Annotated in this window: 10 protein-coding genes; 4 read left to right on the top strand and 6 right to left on the bottom strand. The window is 47.0% G+C overall.

Going from position 1 to position 14,208, the window contains the following annotated elements; translation table 11 throughout:
• Positions 1-561: 561 nt before the first annotated feature.
• Positions 562-1,251, top strand: a complete 690-nt coding sequence (locus GU926_RS11055; RefSeq protein WP_160691825.1) for a hypothetical protein — start codon at positions 562-564, stop codon at positions 1,249-1,251.
• Positions 1,252-1,359: 108 nt separating this feature from the next.
• Here the strand turns inward: GU926_RS11055 and GU926_RS11050 are convergent, their stop codons facing one another.
• On the bottom strand, positions 1,360-1,671 hold the full coding sequence (locus GU926_RS11050) for a hypothetical protein (protein WP_160691823.1): 312 nt from the start codon (positions 1,669-1,671) through the stop codon (positions 1,360-1,362).
• Positions 1,672-2,118: 447 nt separating this feature from the next.
• Here GU926_RS11050 and GU926_RS11045 point away from each other — a divergent pair, with 447 nt between their 5' ends.
• On the top strand, positions 2,119-2,763 hold the full coding sequence (locus GU926_RS11045) for a hypothetical protein (protein WP_160691821.1): 645 nt from the start codon (positions 2,119-2,121) through the stop codon (positions 2,761-2,763).
• 98 nt (positions 2,764-2,861) lie between these two features.
• Here the strand turns inward: GU926_RS11045 and GU926_RS11040 are convergent, their stop codons facing one another.
• The 5 genes from GU926_RS11040 to GU926_RS11020 form a co-directional block, all read right to left on the bottom strand.
• Positions 2,862-3,158: a helix-turn-helix domain-containing protein gene (locus tag GU926_RS11040; protein ID WP_160691819.1), complete on the bottom strand. Its 297-nt coding sequence runs from the start codon at positions 3,156-3,158 to the stop codon at positions 2,862-2,864.
• A gap of 210 nt (positions 3,159-3,368) precedes the next feature.
• Positions 3,369-4,631 carry a tyrosine-type recombinase/integrase gene (locus GU926_RS11035; protein ID WP_160691817.1) on the bottom strand — a complete coding sequence of 421 codons (1,263 nt, stop codon included), beginning with the start codon at positions 4,629-4,631 and terminating at the stop codon, positions 3,369-3,371.
• 478 nt (positions 4,632-5,109) lie between these two features.
• Positions 5,110-7,305: a PAS domain-containing sensor histidine kinase gene (locus GU926_RS11030; RefSeq protein WP_160691815.1), complete on the bottom strand. Its 2,196-nt coding sequence runs from the start codon at positions 7,303-7,305 to the stop codon at positions 5,110-5,112.
• An 86-nt stretch (positions 7,306-7,391) separates the two neighbouring features.
• Entirely contained in the window at positions 7,392-11,015 is a 3,624-nt protein-coding gene (locus GU926_RS11025; RefSeq protein WP_160691813.1) for an ABC transporter permease/M1 family aminopeptidase, read from the bottom strand.
• On the bottom strand, positions 11,012-11,941 hold the full coding sequence (locus tag GU926_RS11020) for an ABC transporter ATP-binding protein (RefSeq protein WP_160691811.1): 930 nt from the start codon (positions 11,939-11,941) through the stop codon (positions 11,012-11,014). Before GU926_RS11020 ends, GU926_RS11025 begins: the two co-directional genes overlap by 4 nt.
• A gap of 381 nt (positions 11,942-12,322) precedes the next feature.
• Between GU926_RS11020 and GU926_RS11015 the strand changes: the two genes are divergently transcribed.
• Positions 12,323-13,363 carry a sensor histidine kinase gene (locus GU926_RS11015; RefSeq protein WP_160691809.1) on the top strand — a complete coding sequence of 347 codons (1,041 nt, stop codon included), beginning with the start codon at positions 12,323-12,325 and terminating at the stop codon, positions 13,361-13,363.
• Positions 13,332-14,060, top strand: coding sequence for a LytR/AlgR family response regulator transcription factor (locus GU926_RS11010; protein ID WP_160691807.1), 729 nt, complete (start codon positions 13,332-13,334; stop codon positions 14,058-14,060). Before GU926_RS11015 ends, GU926_RS11010 begins: the two co-directional genes overlap by 32 nt.
• Positions 14,061-14,208: the final 148 nt, after the last annotated feature.

The following is a 14,208-nucleotide window of genomic DNA, read 5'->3' as shown; positions in this document are numbered from 1 at the left end:
GGTTTTAAACGTCATATGCCTATGAATTTAACCATTGGCACCCTGGGTTTATTTTTGATTGTAAACATGTGTCAGTTCTTCAGAAATGCATTTTTAGCTTCTGTTTAAACGTCTGTTTACTCATAGAGTAATGAAATGCGCGTTTAGATTGATTTAGATAAGGCGTTAAAACTGCCAATAAGAAGGGGTTTCCTCATTTCAGAAAAACAGGTATTTGGAGTAACTTTTTAAATTTAATTTATTTAGAAGCCCTACCATAATGCCAGTCAATTAAATAACATAAAAGCAACCTGTCACCTTGCACTTAAGGTTAAGCAAATCACCTATTCCCAAGTCATGAGCTTCATTTATTGATAATTGGGTACTTCCATCCGTGAATTTTAAGGTACTCTTTGGCATTAAATTGTATTTCCCTTATCTTAAAAGCACGGTAAGATGCGATGGCTTGGTTAGTTTAGCCATCGTAGGGTAAACGCACCCTTTCTTATGCTGTTTGCTTCCTTTGGAATCATTTCACCTGCATTCAACCATTAATATTTTATTTAATCTCAAAATTCACCAATGCAAAAAATCGCAATTAAGGAACTGGTAGGCTTTATAAGAAGGTCAGACAGGAGTAGAAAGAACTATGCCATTAAACTAAAAAGTAGGGAAGCCAAAGTAAAGGATGAAACTTTAAGTGAGGAAGGCGGTGGTGACTATTGGGTAACGAGCACCAGTTGCATCTATAACGTGTTTAAGTACGATAATGACAGTCTTTATGACCCCAAGGTGGATGAGCTCCGTGTGAAGCATGAAAACGCTACGGATACTCGCATCAAGACAATGTACCAGAGGAACATTGACATTTTAAGTAGCTTTAAAGAGTTTGAGTTCGCTGAATTGAAACCAAGCGATGATTTGAAATTTGAAAAAGTGCCCAAGGCAAACAAAGTTCTTGAGGTCAATGGGTTTCCACTGTTTGTTAATCCAAGCTTTCTGTTCTCCTATGAGCGGAACGGCAAACAGGAGCTAGGGGCGTTGTGGTTGATCCCAATGCTTAACGGGTTCAAGAAGTACGAACTTGGGATGTTCTGTGAAGTGTTGTACAGGCTTTTAATTGAAAATTATGCCCACAAGTATCAGATCTCACCAGATTTCTGCATCGCAGTGGACACTTACAGTGCCCAGAAGATAGTGTACTCTGAACTGTTGACAGGTTCTGTTCCTTTGTTAATTGATAAGACATTGAAAGAGATTAGAGAACTCTAAAAGCTAGTGAAGTAAATAAATTAAAAGGCTTAAAATTGTTTTAAGAAATGGTATGAAGAACACCTTCCAAATTACAGTTGATAGAACTACGGGAAGGTGTTCTTCACATTAACATAGAGGGGTGGTAGGGTCATTAAAGAAAATCTCAAGCTTCTCCAATAATCCTTCCTGTATTTCGACCTTTTCAAAACCTGTGTTTACCGGCAGTGATCTCGTTGCAAGGTTCAACTCCTTTAATGCATGAGGATGGATGAAATAATGTCTGTTGAAGGTTTCCCAACCCTGCGCGGTTTTTTTCATGGATAACTCTATGCCTGTTTTATTGTCTTCCCCTAGTGAAGATGTTGCCGTTGTGTATTTTAGATTTAGGAGCACCTTCTCTAGGTCTTGAATCCCCACCCTCTCGTTGGCGAATTTCATAAATACCCTATCTACAATTTTGTGCACCCAATGGATTTCATTGTTTGAGGTTCTGCGCAAAGTATTGGACTCATAAAGGAACGAACGGACGAAGTTTTCAAGAACTTGGATAGTTGGCATGGCTCTGTGATTCGTTTAATCAATAAGATGGAAAGATTAGCTTGCCCCAATTTAAAACAATAAAATGGTTGGTGTTAAGTCTTTGGCTTCGCAAATTTAAGCCAGAGATTTGTCTGAATAGAAATACGTGCATAGCTAACTTTATTGACGACCAAGGGCATCTGTGTGGGTCTCTGCCATCTCGAGAAAGTTATGAGTTTCTATTTGATAAAAGAACAACGTTAAATTGTTTTTAATTAAATAATTTAACAAAATGGCATAGTGTATCAGGCTCTTTTAAAGGCAACATAGAATGCAAATACTAAATCAATGATTTTAACCTAACGTATGTCAAATATTGTGTTAGATTGTGAAAAGGTGCTAGAAGTAGGTTCGCCAAGGTGGATAGGGCGAAACTTCCCCAGTCTGGCTCCTAATCAAACTGTTATAGCGGGCAAGAGCATGGAGAGTATTTCAAAAGCCATTAATATGCCTTGCTTTAAATTTGGACGGCTCAGCATTAAAAATGTATTTGTAGCCCATGACAGCAATAAGTTATGTTATGTCTATGTAAATCCGAACTATAGAAACTATAGGAAAGCATTTCAAAAAATAATAGGAGAAATTCAAACTGGGGTACATGTGGACCATGTGCTTTCTAGAAGCTTAGCCAGACATTTTGGCTATCCATATGTCTTATTATGCATTATCCCAGGAAAGGTAAATTCTAGACACGGATACTTTGAAAGCATAAAGGCAAACTTGGTTGGAGATTCACCTGAAGTTTGCTATTCAGATGATAGGGTTTATGATAAGATTCTAGCAAGAAACCCAACAGCAAGGCGAAAGAAGGATGTATTGCTAAGTGGTTATACACCAGAAGCAAAGCCAGAGAATGGGTTGGCGCTAAACCAGCAAGGACTTTGGAGTGCTGCTCTAGGATTGGATAAACTAAATATGGAAACTCTTATTGAGAAGACTTTTAAAATTTAAATTAACTAGAGTAAAAAATAAACGCCTTTCCATGCCCTTCTTTAAAGGCAACATGAAAAGGCGTTACGGTGAATTTGGTTATTTGCCAAAGTTGAGCATTAACTTATGGGATTGCTTAAAATTGCTTTTTTTATTTCGGGTACATGATAGTAAATTCCCTTACTTCCTTCTAGTTGGTACTTTTTTATAGTGCCCTTCTTTACGACATTGTTTAATGTAGGGATAGTCATGCCGAGCCACGCACATACTTCGTCAGGGCGCATGAAATCCTTTGGCTCCATTTCTCGTGCAATAAAATTATTTAAAAAGGCTTCTATTTTAGATGCTATTTTCTGTGATAGTGCTTCAATAAGAGAGTAAATGAAAGAAGAGTTGAATAAGTTTAATGTTTCCATTTGTGTTTAATTAAATATTTAATAAATATTTAGATAGGCTTTTTGTTTATCTTAAAAGAGGTGTTAATTGTTGCCGTATCTTGTTAGTTAATAATGAGTTGCAATTTATTAATGCAAAGGTAAAATGTGTGTTTACAAGTGAAAGAAGGTTTATGTAAGTATTTTATTTAGGTTAGAAGAACAAGAACGGGGATGCAAACACCGTTTAGTTCATCTAGTCCATGCGCTATTCATTTGCGCGTGTGTCCGCTCTTTATTGCTTCCCAGATACCTGTGCAAAGTTCTTAAATCTTCATGTCCAGTCGTGTCCATTATTGCCTTTTCATCCATGCCTCTTTGGTGAGATATGGTAACATATGTTCTTCTTGCGGTATGACTTGTAATACGCTTGTACTTGGGGCCAGACTTTGAAACAGCTTCTTTTCCACAGTATCTTCTGTCCACAACGTCTTCATCTATTCCTGCGAGTTGGCCTAGCTCCTTTAGGTACAGATTGAATTTCTGATTGCTGATTCTGTCAAATACAAAGTCCTTCTTGTAGGTTGAGCTGTACCTTGACAGAATCTTAACAGCGTCTGGAGTAATGAGTATTTCTAGTTTCCTTGGCTTATTTCCTTTCTGTTGGAATAGGTGCCACTCCAATTCGCCCGATTCCTTGTTAAGAAGCTCGTTCCACCGTAAGGACATCAAATCGGAAAACCGTTGCCCTGTAAGGCATTGGAAGCAAAACATATCACGAACCTTAGCTAATCTTTCATTTCCTTCTAAATCCAAATCTAAAAGCTTCACTAGTTCATCATAGGTCAAATAGACCACCTTTGGCTTTGTTTTGAGAATTTTGAAGCCTTTGAAAACTGTAGTGTTATGGTACTCTTTTTTCAAAGCCCAATCTAAATAGACTTTCAGGCACTCCATGTATTTACTTACTGTATCGGTTAACTGCTTCCTGGTGCCAGTAAGAAAGTTTTTAAAACGTTTTTCAAAATTCGTGTCTACAGTGTCAAAGCGGACACTGAGATTGTGTTTCTTCTCAAACTCCGTAATCAGAAAAATGAGTGTTTTGTACTTCTTGAGGGTCAGTTCCTTAACTTCAAGGCCTTTCTCTTCTAAAAAATCTTGATACCTTTCTTTAAAGTCCAAAATTTCTGACTCGTGTCTTAGGTTTCTTTTACCTAGTATGTGTGCCTTTAAAGTCTGCGGCTCTGGAATAATGCCTTTATCAATGTGAAACTTATAAGATTCAAGCACCACTCTTTCAAAATTGCCAAGCTCAGCTTTGTACTCCATGTAGTTCATGAAGCTTTTTTTGGGAAGTTTGGTCTTTTTATCCCAATTGTTAGGAGCAATGCTTAAACCAGTTGTCATTTTTAATCTTTTCCCAAAATAGGAGAAACTGGCAAGTATTAGTGTTCCCGCCTTGGACTTATCGTTTGTACTGTCTTTTAAAAAATAGCTTACTACTTTCTCTTTCATTTTCTTAACTGCTTCACTTAGCTTAAACAAAGGTAAAATGCGTGTTTACAAGTGGAAGAAGGTTTTCTGCACTATTTTGAAACTGTCTTCCAGAAGGTGTAAACGGGTGACCAAAAGGTGACCAAAATGCTTTAATCACTTTTAGCTGGTTTTACTTTGTTTAGGTGAAATGATGGAATGAAGCCGTTCTAGGGCGGTTTTGGTTAAGATTAGTATAAGCTAAATAAAGGACTCGTAGTCCTGTTCCCGCTACCTACAAAGAGGCAAACTAGAGAAATCTGGTTTGCCTCTTTTCTTTTACCCCGTTTTCGGCCCAAAGGAATTCGACTGCGAATCCCCCAACCAGCTTGGCCGCTAGCATTTCCCTGCTTCATAAGCATCCCATGCAAACAGTCATCTTCTATCAAGAAGCTTTATTTAAGCCCTAAGCAGCCTGTTCCTAAAGGGGTTGATTCTCTTCTGTACAAAAAGAGGCCGTTTACACCTGCGGGAAGTAGATTAAAAAGCGGGTGCCCACTCCAATTTGACTGGTCACCTCAATGTGCCCGCCCATGGCATCCAAATGGCTTTTTACTAAGTACAAACCCATGCCGCGGCCTTCCTGCTCCTTGTGGAAGCGCTTGTAGAGTTTAAAGATGTTGCCGCGTGCCTTGATGGTGTCAAACCCAGAACCATTGTCTGAGAAAGAGATGGCCGTGGCCTTTCCCTGGCTCCCGAAGCATTTAATGGAGAGTTGGAGGGGCCTGTCCTGTGACCTGTACTTGAGGGAATTACTGATGAGGTTATGGAAAATACTGTACAGGTAGGCTTTGTTGGCCCTTGCCAACAGAACCTCTTGAGTACGCACGGAGACCTGGGCGTTTACCAGTTCTAACTGCTCCTGAAAAGAGGAAAGGGCCTGCTCCAGGACGTTGCGTACGTCTACTTCCTCCAGCCATAAGTTGCCGGCGCTGTCCCGTACCGTTAAGATGGTGTTCATGTCACGGAGTACGGCGTCCAGTTTCTGGATGCTCTGACTCAGGTAGTCCAACGAGACGTCAAAGGCATTAGAGTGCTTGTCTGTGCGGGTCATCAGTTGGGTGATGCCAAGGGCGTTGGAGACCGGCGATCGCAGATTATGCGATACTATGTAAGTGAATTTCTGCAGGTCGCTGTTTTGGCGGTAAAGGTCATCTGCCAGCTTGGAAAGTTCCAGCTCAGAGCTTTTAAGATCGGTAATGTCCGTCTGCACCACAACATAGGTGGTCAGCTCGCCTTTTTCATTAAAGATGGGCGAGATGTCCACCGAAAGCCAAACATCTGTGCCGTCTTTTCGGCCATTGGGAGCTTTAAAGGAAACCAGTTCTCCTTTGTATAAATTCTGCCAGGGTGGGGCAATATCTGTACTATCTGAGTGATGGCTTTTTAAAAACACCTTGGGCTGCTGGCCAAGAGCCTCCTCTAGAGAATATCCCAGTAATCTGGTGAATCCCTCGTTGACCCATTGTATGCGCCACTCGCTGTCACAGATGAGCACGCCGTTGTTCGTCTTGCTGGCTACCAAAGCCAAGCGCTCCAACTCCTGTTGGGTGTGTACCTGGGCAGTCACGTCCTGTAAAATGGCAATGAACCGTACTAGATTCCCAGATCCTGAGAAAATAGGGGTAATGTCCATGGCCACGAATAGTTCTGTGCCTTCTTTGGTGTAATTGGTGAGCGTGGCGTTGAAAGGTAGTTGCTTTTGCAGCATACTCCGGATATAGGCCACCGTGTCTGGGTCTGTTTTAGGGCCCTGCATGACGGCGCCCGGTTTCTTGCCCACCATGTCTTCCATGCTAAAGCCTAGAAGGTGGGTAAAGCCCTCATTGACCCACTCCGTGATTCCTTCTGCGTTGGTAATAATCACGCCTTGGGTTGTTTTACTGGCCACTAGCGCCAGCTTTTCCAATTCTTCTTTGGCCTTTACTAGGTCAGACACATCGTCAAAATAAATGGAAAGTCCTTCTGGTGAGGGAAAAGCCTTAACATGAAACCATTTGTCCAAACCCCTGTGAAAAGTAGTGAAGGTGACGGTACGGCCAGTTTGAACGGCCTGGTAGCATTTGGTATAAGGTTCGCCACCAATGGCCTCCGGGAAGACCTTCCATACATTTTCACCCAGGTGCATTGGACGGTCAATGGGCAGGAGCCTTTCTGCCTCTCTATTGAAAAAGGTGATGTGCCAGCCGGTGTCTACTATGACCAAAGCATCTGTGATACTGTCAAAGAGCGTATTGAGCTTCAGGTTTTGCTGTTTAATGGTTTCATAGGCCTGTACCAGGGAGGTTATGTCACGGGCCGTGCTGTATAAGAGACCGTCCTCCACTGACCAGACCGAAGACCATTGCACCGTTACCACGTGGCCGTCTTTGTGCAGCAGCCTATTCTGGAAATCTCTTTTTTTAGTGCCCTCCAGCACCACCACCATGCCCTGCTCCGTTTTGGCAATGTCTTCGGGGTGAAGGAATTCCTGGAAGGGCCTGCCAATCATCTCATGAGAGGCATAGCCCAGCATGTCCAGGCTGGCCTCGCTCACATACGTATAAACGCCGTCAGCATTGGTGGTACAGACCATGTCCAGAGAAACCTGAGCGAATTTCTCCCAATTGATGGTGCTTTGCTCCCCTTGGATAAAATATTTTCCCTTGCTTTCCACAGTGCCTTCCTTTGTTCTATTCAACGTGGCAAACAGTTGATAGATTGAAGTTTAAAGGAAAATTATTGCGTGGAAAGTAGGCTGTTTTACTTTTTCACCTCGCCAAAATTATCCATCAGGTTCCAATCTACTAGCAAGTGGTTAGGGTCTATACCCACTTGCGCGGGCTTGCGGGGTACCGTTACGGTGATGGTCTGCTGTTTAGACGAAATTAGGTGCTTCTGTAGGTACAAAGGCTTGCCCTGGTCCTCACCCGGTTTGGCAGGCGCGAAAATCCCTATCTCCATCCAATCCTTCAAAGGTACTTGCTTCTCCAGACCTAATTCACTAACCACCGTCTTGAGGGCCTGCACCTTGAACGTTACCTGCCAGGTGCCTGCTTTATTCTGCTGAGCAGTTGCCGGACCTGCCTTAAGATCCCAGAAGGTGTTGGCTTTGAACAGGTCGTGAAGCAGATACTGGAGGGAGTCTGGCGTGACGGCTTCCAGTTCTTGATAAAGGTCCAGAGAGGTAGCGAACGGTACTTTGCCCGGTAGGTGATTCGCTAATAAACTCCGGAGCGCACCATTTACCTGGTCTCTGCCTATATAAGCACTCATGGCATACAGCGCCACGGGTCCTTTGCGGTAATTCTGGTACCAATCGTCGGCTTGCAATAGTGGTAAAGCCGCCTTGGTTTGTGGATTCTCGTATTCCTCCCGTAAGAAACTTAATAGCTTTTTCTGGTACGCAGGACCGTATTGCTCTTCCAACATGCCCATGGCAGAGTACCAGGCCAGGCTTTCAGAGATGAGGCCGGCTCCTTCTGTATAGGCTTGCTTCAGCTGGTTGCCCCACCACTGGTGCGCCACTTCATGCGCCACCACGGCCGTCACCAGGTCAAAGCCTCGCTCATCTGCCTTCGGGTTCATCAGGAAAAATCCTTCCTCAGCGGTAATATTAATGGACGCCGCGTGGTTCCCGAAGTTATTCCCAGGATGGGCCACAAACCGGAGCTGGTGGTGCGGGTAAGGCCCAAACTGCCGGGTGTAATAGTCCAGCGAAGCGGCTGCGCTCCTGATCATGCGTTCTGGATTCTGCGTAAGCCCCGGCGGATAGTACATCTGGATAGCCACCTCCTGTCCTGAACCTGCTGATGTGTTTCGCCATTTTCCTTCCTGCACTGCATAGGTTGTTGAGAAAAAGGCATACTCATTTCTCATGGGCGCATCTGAGGCATAGTGGAAGTAGCGGCGGCCGTCTTTGGTCCAGGTCCGGCGCAAGGTGCCCGGCGCCACTACCTGTTGGTGGGCCTCTGTTCCTACAATGGCTTCAAACCTGATTTGCTCTGGAAACGGAGCGTACCGGTGGGCGGCCACGTCATAGAGCGAGGCAGTGGCAGGTCTTGCTGCCAAGCCATGGTCTTTTCTGGCGGCGGCCGCGTCCAATTCCCGGTACGGCTGGTACCCAATGACGGGGAGCCATTCCAGATTACGGAGGTAGATACTGTTTTCTCCTACTTCTGCATCGGCGCCGCTGTTGGCAAATCCGGTCACCTTGTAGTTTACATGAAAGCGCAGGCGCAAGGAGTCGCCGGGGGCAAGGGGCTTTGACAACGCGTATATCCTGAAGCCTAGCTCCTCGTCCCGAAGCACTTCCTTAGTGGTCTGGCCAAAATCAACTCCTGTAGTTTCCACGCCCGCCCCCGGCGCCACCTGCACCGAATCAATGGAGACGTGACTGTTATTCACCAGCAGGTACGTGCCTAGTATCGTCACCCTCCGCTGAGAGGGATAAAGTTCTACCCGCAGATGTACGCCTTTCAGCAATGGTTGGGGTGCATTCTGGTAGTGTTTGTACTGGTGCTCATACGCAGCCCGCTGCGCCGCTGAGGCAGTAGAATTAGTGTAGTCATTTAGCACGTTGGTGTTATAGAAGACAAAGCCGCCCAACAGCAGGATGCCGCCTAGGGCTAGGGCCATCGTGAAGGCCGTAGCGCGGGTAAACCGGTGGCGCGCCAACTGGAGCCGTGCCTTTATGCTTGCTTCGCGGCCCCGTACCCAAATGAGCCGTGCCACCACTGCCAGTAGCAGCGCCCACGCTACCCAATAGGCTTTGAACCAGAACCAAGGCGCCACAGAATTGGCAAAACCGGCCATGGCACTGTACGTCCATTTCGGGCTAGCCCCAAAGATAAGGAGCTTGTGCTCTACCCCCAGTTGAGAGGCAAACATGATGCAACCAAAAACCAGCAAGGCCGCCAAATGCCCCAGGTATTTCTGGTTCACCACCACGTGCACCACCAGCGCCAACAAGGCAAAGAGCAGGCATTCCACCAATTGAAACCCGAAGAGCGCTTTCAGATACAGACCTGCTTCTACCTGGGCACCCCCTATGGCTACTTGTGACAGCATTCCAGAAAGTAACAGAAATATCAGTCCGCTAAAAAGAAGGAAGCTCAACGCAGAAAACTTGCTCAGAAAAAGGACCCATTCCGGTACCGGGGCTGCGTTGGAGAGTTCACTCAGGCCGCTCTCCCGTTCGCGCCAGACCAACTCGCCGGCGTAGAAAATAAGAAGCAGGAAGAGAATCATCCAGAACTTGCCAGGCTCTGTGAAGGGAGCGGTGATGATGGTTAAGACTTGGTCGGTTCTGGGTAGCAAGGGAACGCCTTTGGCCTTTAAATTACCAGGCATGGCCGCGCCCACCAACAGGGCAATGAGAAACAACAAGGGAAGCCCCGTTCCCTTTTTTGCCAAGGCCCAAAACGAGGTGGCGGTGATGCGTCTTACCTGGTGCAGATGGGTAGCGAAGGAGAAGCTTCCCCGCACCCGCGGCAACGGTTCTGTTCTTTCCCATTTCAGCCAGGTCATAGCGGCCACCTCAGTTTCTGGCTGGTTTGTTTTCTTTCGTTTTTGGCCAGTTTCTGGTAAAATGAAGCTAAAACGGAAATACGTAAACGCCAGCATGCCCAGAGCAATGCATATCCATAAAATTCGGCTCACCAGAAACATCCCTTCGGGCACAAGCAGGCGCGTATTCATCTCTAGGGGGCTCCATTCGCTACTGTAGTGGCTCATGACGGGCGTAAAACCCATGGGGTCTATCAAGGTGCCGAGGCCCCATTTCCGCAGGGAAGCATCCAGTACCTGCCCCAGCAAATAGGCCGCCACAAACAGCATGACCCCGCCCAAATAGCTGGCCATACCCTTGCGCGAAAGCGCTGCCATGGAAAACTGAATGGCTGTGGCAATAAATGCGTTTGGCAGGACTAGAAAGAAATAAGAACTGAGGTAGGACGAAACCCTGAACGGACCCATGATCTCGGGCTCCACCCCCGTGAACTGCATGGTCAGCAGAATACTGATAGGAATGGCCAACAGGATGAGCACATTGAGCAGGAAGGCCGCCAGGAAACGCCCGCCTAAATAATCTGCCTTGCTGGCCGGCGACGTGTAAGTGAGGGAGAACATGCGGGTCTGCACGTCCCTGGCGGCGGCATCACCGGCTACGGCGCCGCCCATCAATAGCCAGAATACGCAGCATAAGACAGTGACTACCCCAATAATGACAGGCGCATTGAGCTGAACGTACCCTTCCCGCGCATCATGAATGAAATTGCCCATTATGAACAGGAAGGCAAGAACAAGCATTACCGCAAAATACAGCCACGTAGTTACCTGCCGAAGCTGATAGGTAAGCTCCAACCGGAAGATCTTCTGGAACTTCATGATGCTACCTCCTCTGATTTTTGCTGTTGGCAGGTTTGCGCGTAATTGCCCGTCATGGCACTGAAGTACACATCCTCCAAGTCTGGGGCTACCTGCTCAAAACCATTGCCGGGGTTTATGTGGCTATACACATGCACCAAGGTGCGGCCCCCCAGGAGCTTGGCTGAAATGACCTGGTGCTCCTGCTCAATAGCAGATAGCTTGTTCTTCTCAATGAGCGTGCGCCATACTTTCCCTTGCAGAGCACCCACGGCCTGCTGGGTTTGCGCTTCCAACAAAATCTGCCCCTTGTTAATGATGGCCAGGTGGGTGCACAGTTCAGACACGTCTTCTACAATGTGGGTGGAGAGAATTACCACGCTGTTCTCCCCAAGTTCACTCAATAAGTTTAAGAAACGCACGCGCTCAGCGGGGTCAAGGCCCGCGGTGGGTTCATCCACGATCAAGAGCTTGGGGTTGCCCAAGAGCGCCACTGCCACACCAAAGCGCTGCCGCATACCCCCAGAATAGCCACCTAGTTTCTGTTTGCGCTTGTCCCAGAGGTTGGTTTGCCTGAGCAGGGCTTCGGTGACTTCTCTGCGCGCCGCGCGATGGGTGATGCCTTTGAGCACTGCAAAGTAATCCAGCAACTCCTCGGCGGTAGCTTTAGGGTACACCCCAAATTCCTGGGGCAGGTAGCCCAGCGTCTGGCGCACTTCCTCTTTCTGGTTCACCACATCCAAACTTCCCAAGAAAATCTCTCCCTGGTCTGGCTCCTGCAAGGTGGCCAAGGTGCGCATGAGCGTAGATTTCCCCGCGCCGTTGGGACCCAGTAAACCGTACATGCCCGGCGGAATGGTCAGTGAAATGTTAGACAAGGCGTGCACGCCGTTGGCATAGGTTTTAGAGACGTTGCGTATCAGCAGGCTTTCGTGCAGATTTTCCATGGTTTTCTTGCTTGTGCAGTAGTTGAACTTCGCCGGCGGCCGGCAGCTTGCTTTCTTTTCATTTTTGGGCTGTTTTCTCAGAAACTGGCCAAAAACGGTAATGCATGATGTCATAAGGAGAGTTTAGGACTTTCTGCCGTTTCTATTCATTCAACAGGAGGATGTGATGTTCATTTCCCCTTCCAACTCTTCTTTCATGTAAAAGAACCTTCTTCCTTACAAGGCGCAAAAACTGATATGCCGCCGCGGCAAAGCAATCGACGAAGGCAGGTTTTTCATCTGTGAGTGCACTGGTAGGCTGTGCTTTTCATTTGGTAGATAAAGAAGAGCAACTGGTAGAGTAGAGGTGCAGGTGCTTTAGAGAAAAGGTATCTTTGTTGTATGCAGAAAGTCAAAAGAATCTTCTGGCTGATTCACGTCATCGTTTGGGTGCTGTTCACTTTTTTGGTGAGCCTGCAATTATACACAGATGACCATAATTACTGGGTGCCCTTTACTATTGGGTTCATCCTGACGGCTCTGCTGGTGTTCTACACCCACTTCTTTCTTCTCACCAAGTATTTAGGGAAGAACCAGAAGCGTGCCTATTTTCTCAGGCTGGCGGCAATTGCCTCCATTGGTCCACTGCCTTTCCTAATTCTACATCCTAAAAGACCAGATAGTTGGAACCTTATCTTAGGGTACTATCCCATGGTTCTGCTCACTCTTGTTCCCATTTTTCTATTTCTCAGCTGGCTGGCCAGGGTGACGGAGAACCTGGTCCTCAACACCATCAAGAAAGAGCAGCTGGAGAAACAGGCCGTGGAGACCGAGCTGCACTACCTCAAATCACAGATCAATCCGCATTTTTTGTTCAACACCCTCAACAACATTCATACGCTGGTCTACAAGCAGGCCCCGGCCGCCCCGCAGGCTGTCATGCAGCTGGCCTCGCTCATGCGCTACATGATTTATGAATCTAACGCGCCCACAGTGCCGCTGGCCCGGGAGATGGACTACCTGCAGGATTACATGAGTTTGCAGCAGCTTAGGTATAAGAAGAGCCCGGTAGTGGACCTTACCGTTGAAGGCGAAACGGAGTCCTGCCACATTGCCCCCTTGCTGTTCATCCATTTGCTGGAGAATGCCTACAAACACGGCCCGGCCAGGCTAGAACCCGGCGACCTGAAGGTGCAGATAGAGATAAGCGAAGATATTCTTACCTTCAGGGTACAGAACCCCGTTAGGCAGAACCCGGTGAGTGCGTTGGAAGAACCCGGCGGCATTGGTCTGCCCAACGTCCGGAAGAGGCTGGCTCTGCTGTACCCCGGCCAGCATTCCCTGGAAATCCACCACGCTGGTGACACGTTTGCCGTTGTTCTAAAAATCCACGGTCTTCATACACAGGTCCATGAAAGAAAAGCTCAGCTGCTACATCATTGATGACGAGCCCCTGGCCCAGGAGATTCTGGAGGAATACATCTCCAAAGTCTCTTTCCTGGAGCTGAAGGGCACCTTCATGAGTCCGCTGGAGGCCGTGGCCCCTCTGGAGAAAGACAAACCCGACCTGCTGTTCCTGGACATCAACATGCCCGACCTGGATGGGCTCAGCTTCATTCCTATGTTGCACCCCAAGCCTATGATCATCCTCACCACGGCGTATGACCAGTACGCCCTCAAGGCGTTTGACCTGGAGGTGAAGGACTACCTGCTAAAGCCTTTCTCTTTTGAGCGGTTTTACAAAGGAGTGCTGCGCCTGTACCAGGAGCAAAGCCCCAGACTACCATCAGAAAACCCACAGGCCAAGCCCGAGCCCAAGCACGAGCAGGAGTACCTTTTCTTAAAAGTGGGCCACCGCATTCAGAAAGTAGCCATCCGTGACATACTCTTTGTGGAAGGAATGAAAGACTACCTGCGCCTTCATACCGGCCAAGAAAAAATCATGACTCTTCTTAGCTTTTCTAAACTGGAAGAATTGCTGCCCGCGGCCTACTTTGCCAGAGTGCACCGCTCTTTCATGGTAGCCATTGACAAAATAGACCACATTGAGAAAGGCCGAATACAGATAGCTGACCAGATCATTCCCATCAGTGAGACCTACAGCGACAGCTTTTACAAGAAATTGAACGGGCTGGCATAACCCATGGATTTTGGGCACTTTTTCCGGAATCAGCCCAAAACTGAGCTTCTCCTCCCGTTCCATGAGTAGGCTGGTGAACCAGAATAGCGTCTGGTCTAAGAAAGAGAGGCTCTTCAGATAATCCTGAAGAGCCTCCTGCTTTATCATT

This window comes from Nibribacter ruber (genome assembly GCF_009913235.1).
GTDB lineage: Bacteria > Bacteroidota > Bacteroidia > Cytophagales > Hymenobacteraceae > Nibribacter > Nibribacter ruber.
This window is presented reverse-complemented; position numbering and strand designations above follow the sequence as displayed.

Bases quoted from the DNA above. Each gene is read 5' to 3' on its own strand.
- GU926_RS11055 (WP_160691825.1), top strand. From the start codon at position 562: ATGCAAAAAATCGCAATTAAGGAACTGGTAGGCTTTATAAGAAGGTCA.
- GU926_RS11050 (WP_160691823.1), bottom strand. From the start codon at position 1,671: ATGAAATTCGCCAACGAGAGGGTGGGGATTCAAGACCTAGAGAAGGTG.
- GU926_RS11045 (WP_160691821.1), top strand. From the start codon at position 2,119: ATGTCAAATATTGTGTTAGATTGTGAAAAGGTGCTAGAAGTAGGTTCG.
- GU926_RS11040 (WP_160691819.1), bottom strand. From the start codon at position 3,158: ATGGAAACATTAAACTTATTCAACTCTTCTTTCATTTACTCTCTTATT.
- GU926_RS11035 (WP_160691817.1), bottom strand. From the start codon at position 4,631: ATGAAAGAGAAAGTAGTAAGCTATTTTTTAAAAGACAGTACAAACGAT.
- GU926_RS11025 (WP_160691813.1), bottom strand. From the start codon at position 11,015: ATGAAGTTCCAGAAGATCTTCCGGTTGGAGCTTACCTATCAGCTTCGG.
- GU926_RS11020 (WP_160691811.1), bottom strand. From the start codon at position 11,941: ATGGAAAATCTGCACGAAAGCCTGCTGATACGCAACGTCTCTAAAACC.
- GU926_RS11015 (WP_160691809.1), top strand. From the start codon at position 12,323: ATGCAGAAAGTCAAAAGAATCTTCTGGCTGATTCACGTCATCGTTTGG.
- GU926_RS11010 (WP_160691807.1), top strand. From the start codon at position 13,332: ATGAAAGAAAAGCTCAGCTGCTACATCATTGATGACGAGCCCCTGGCC.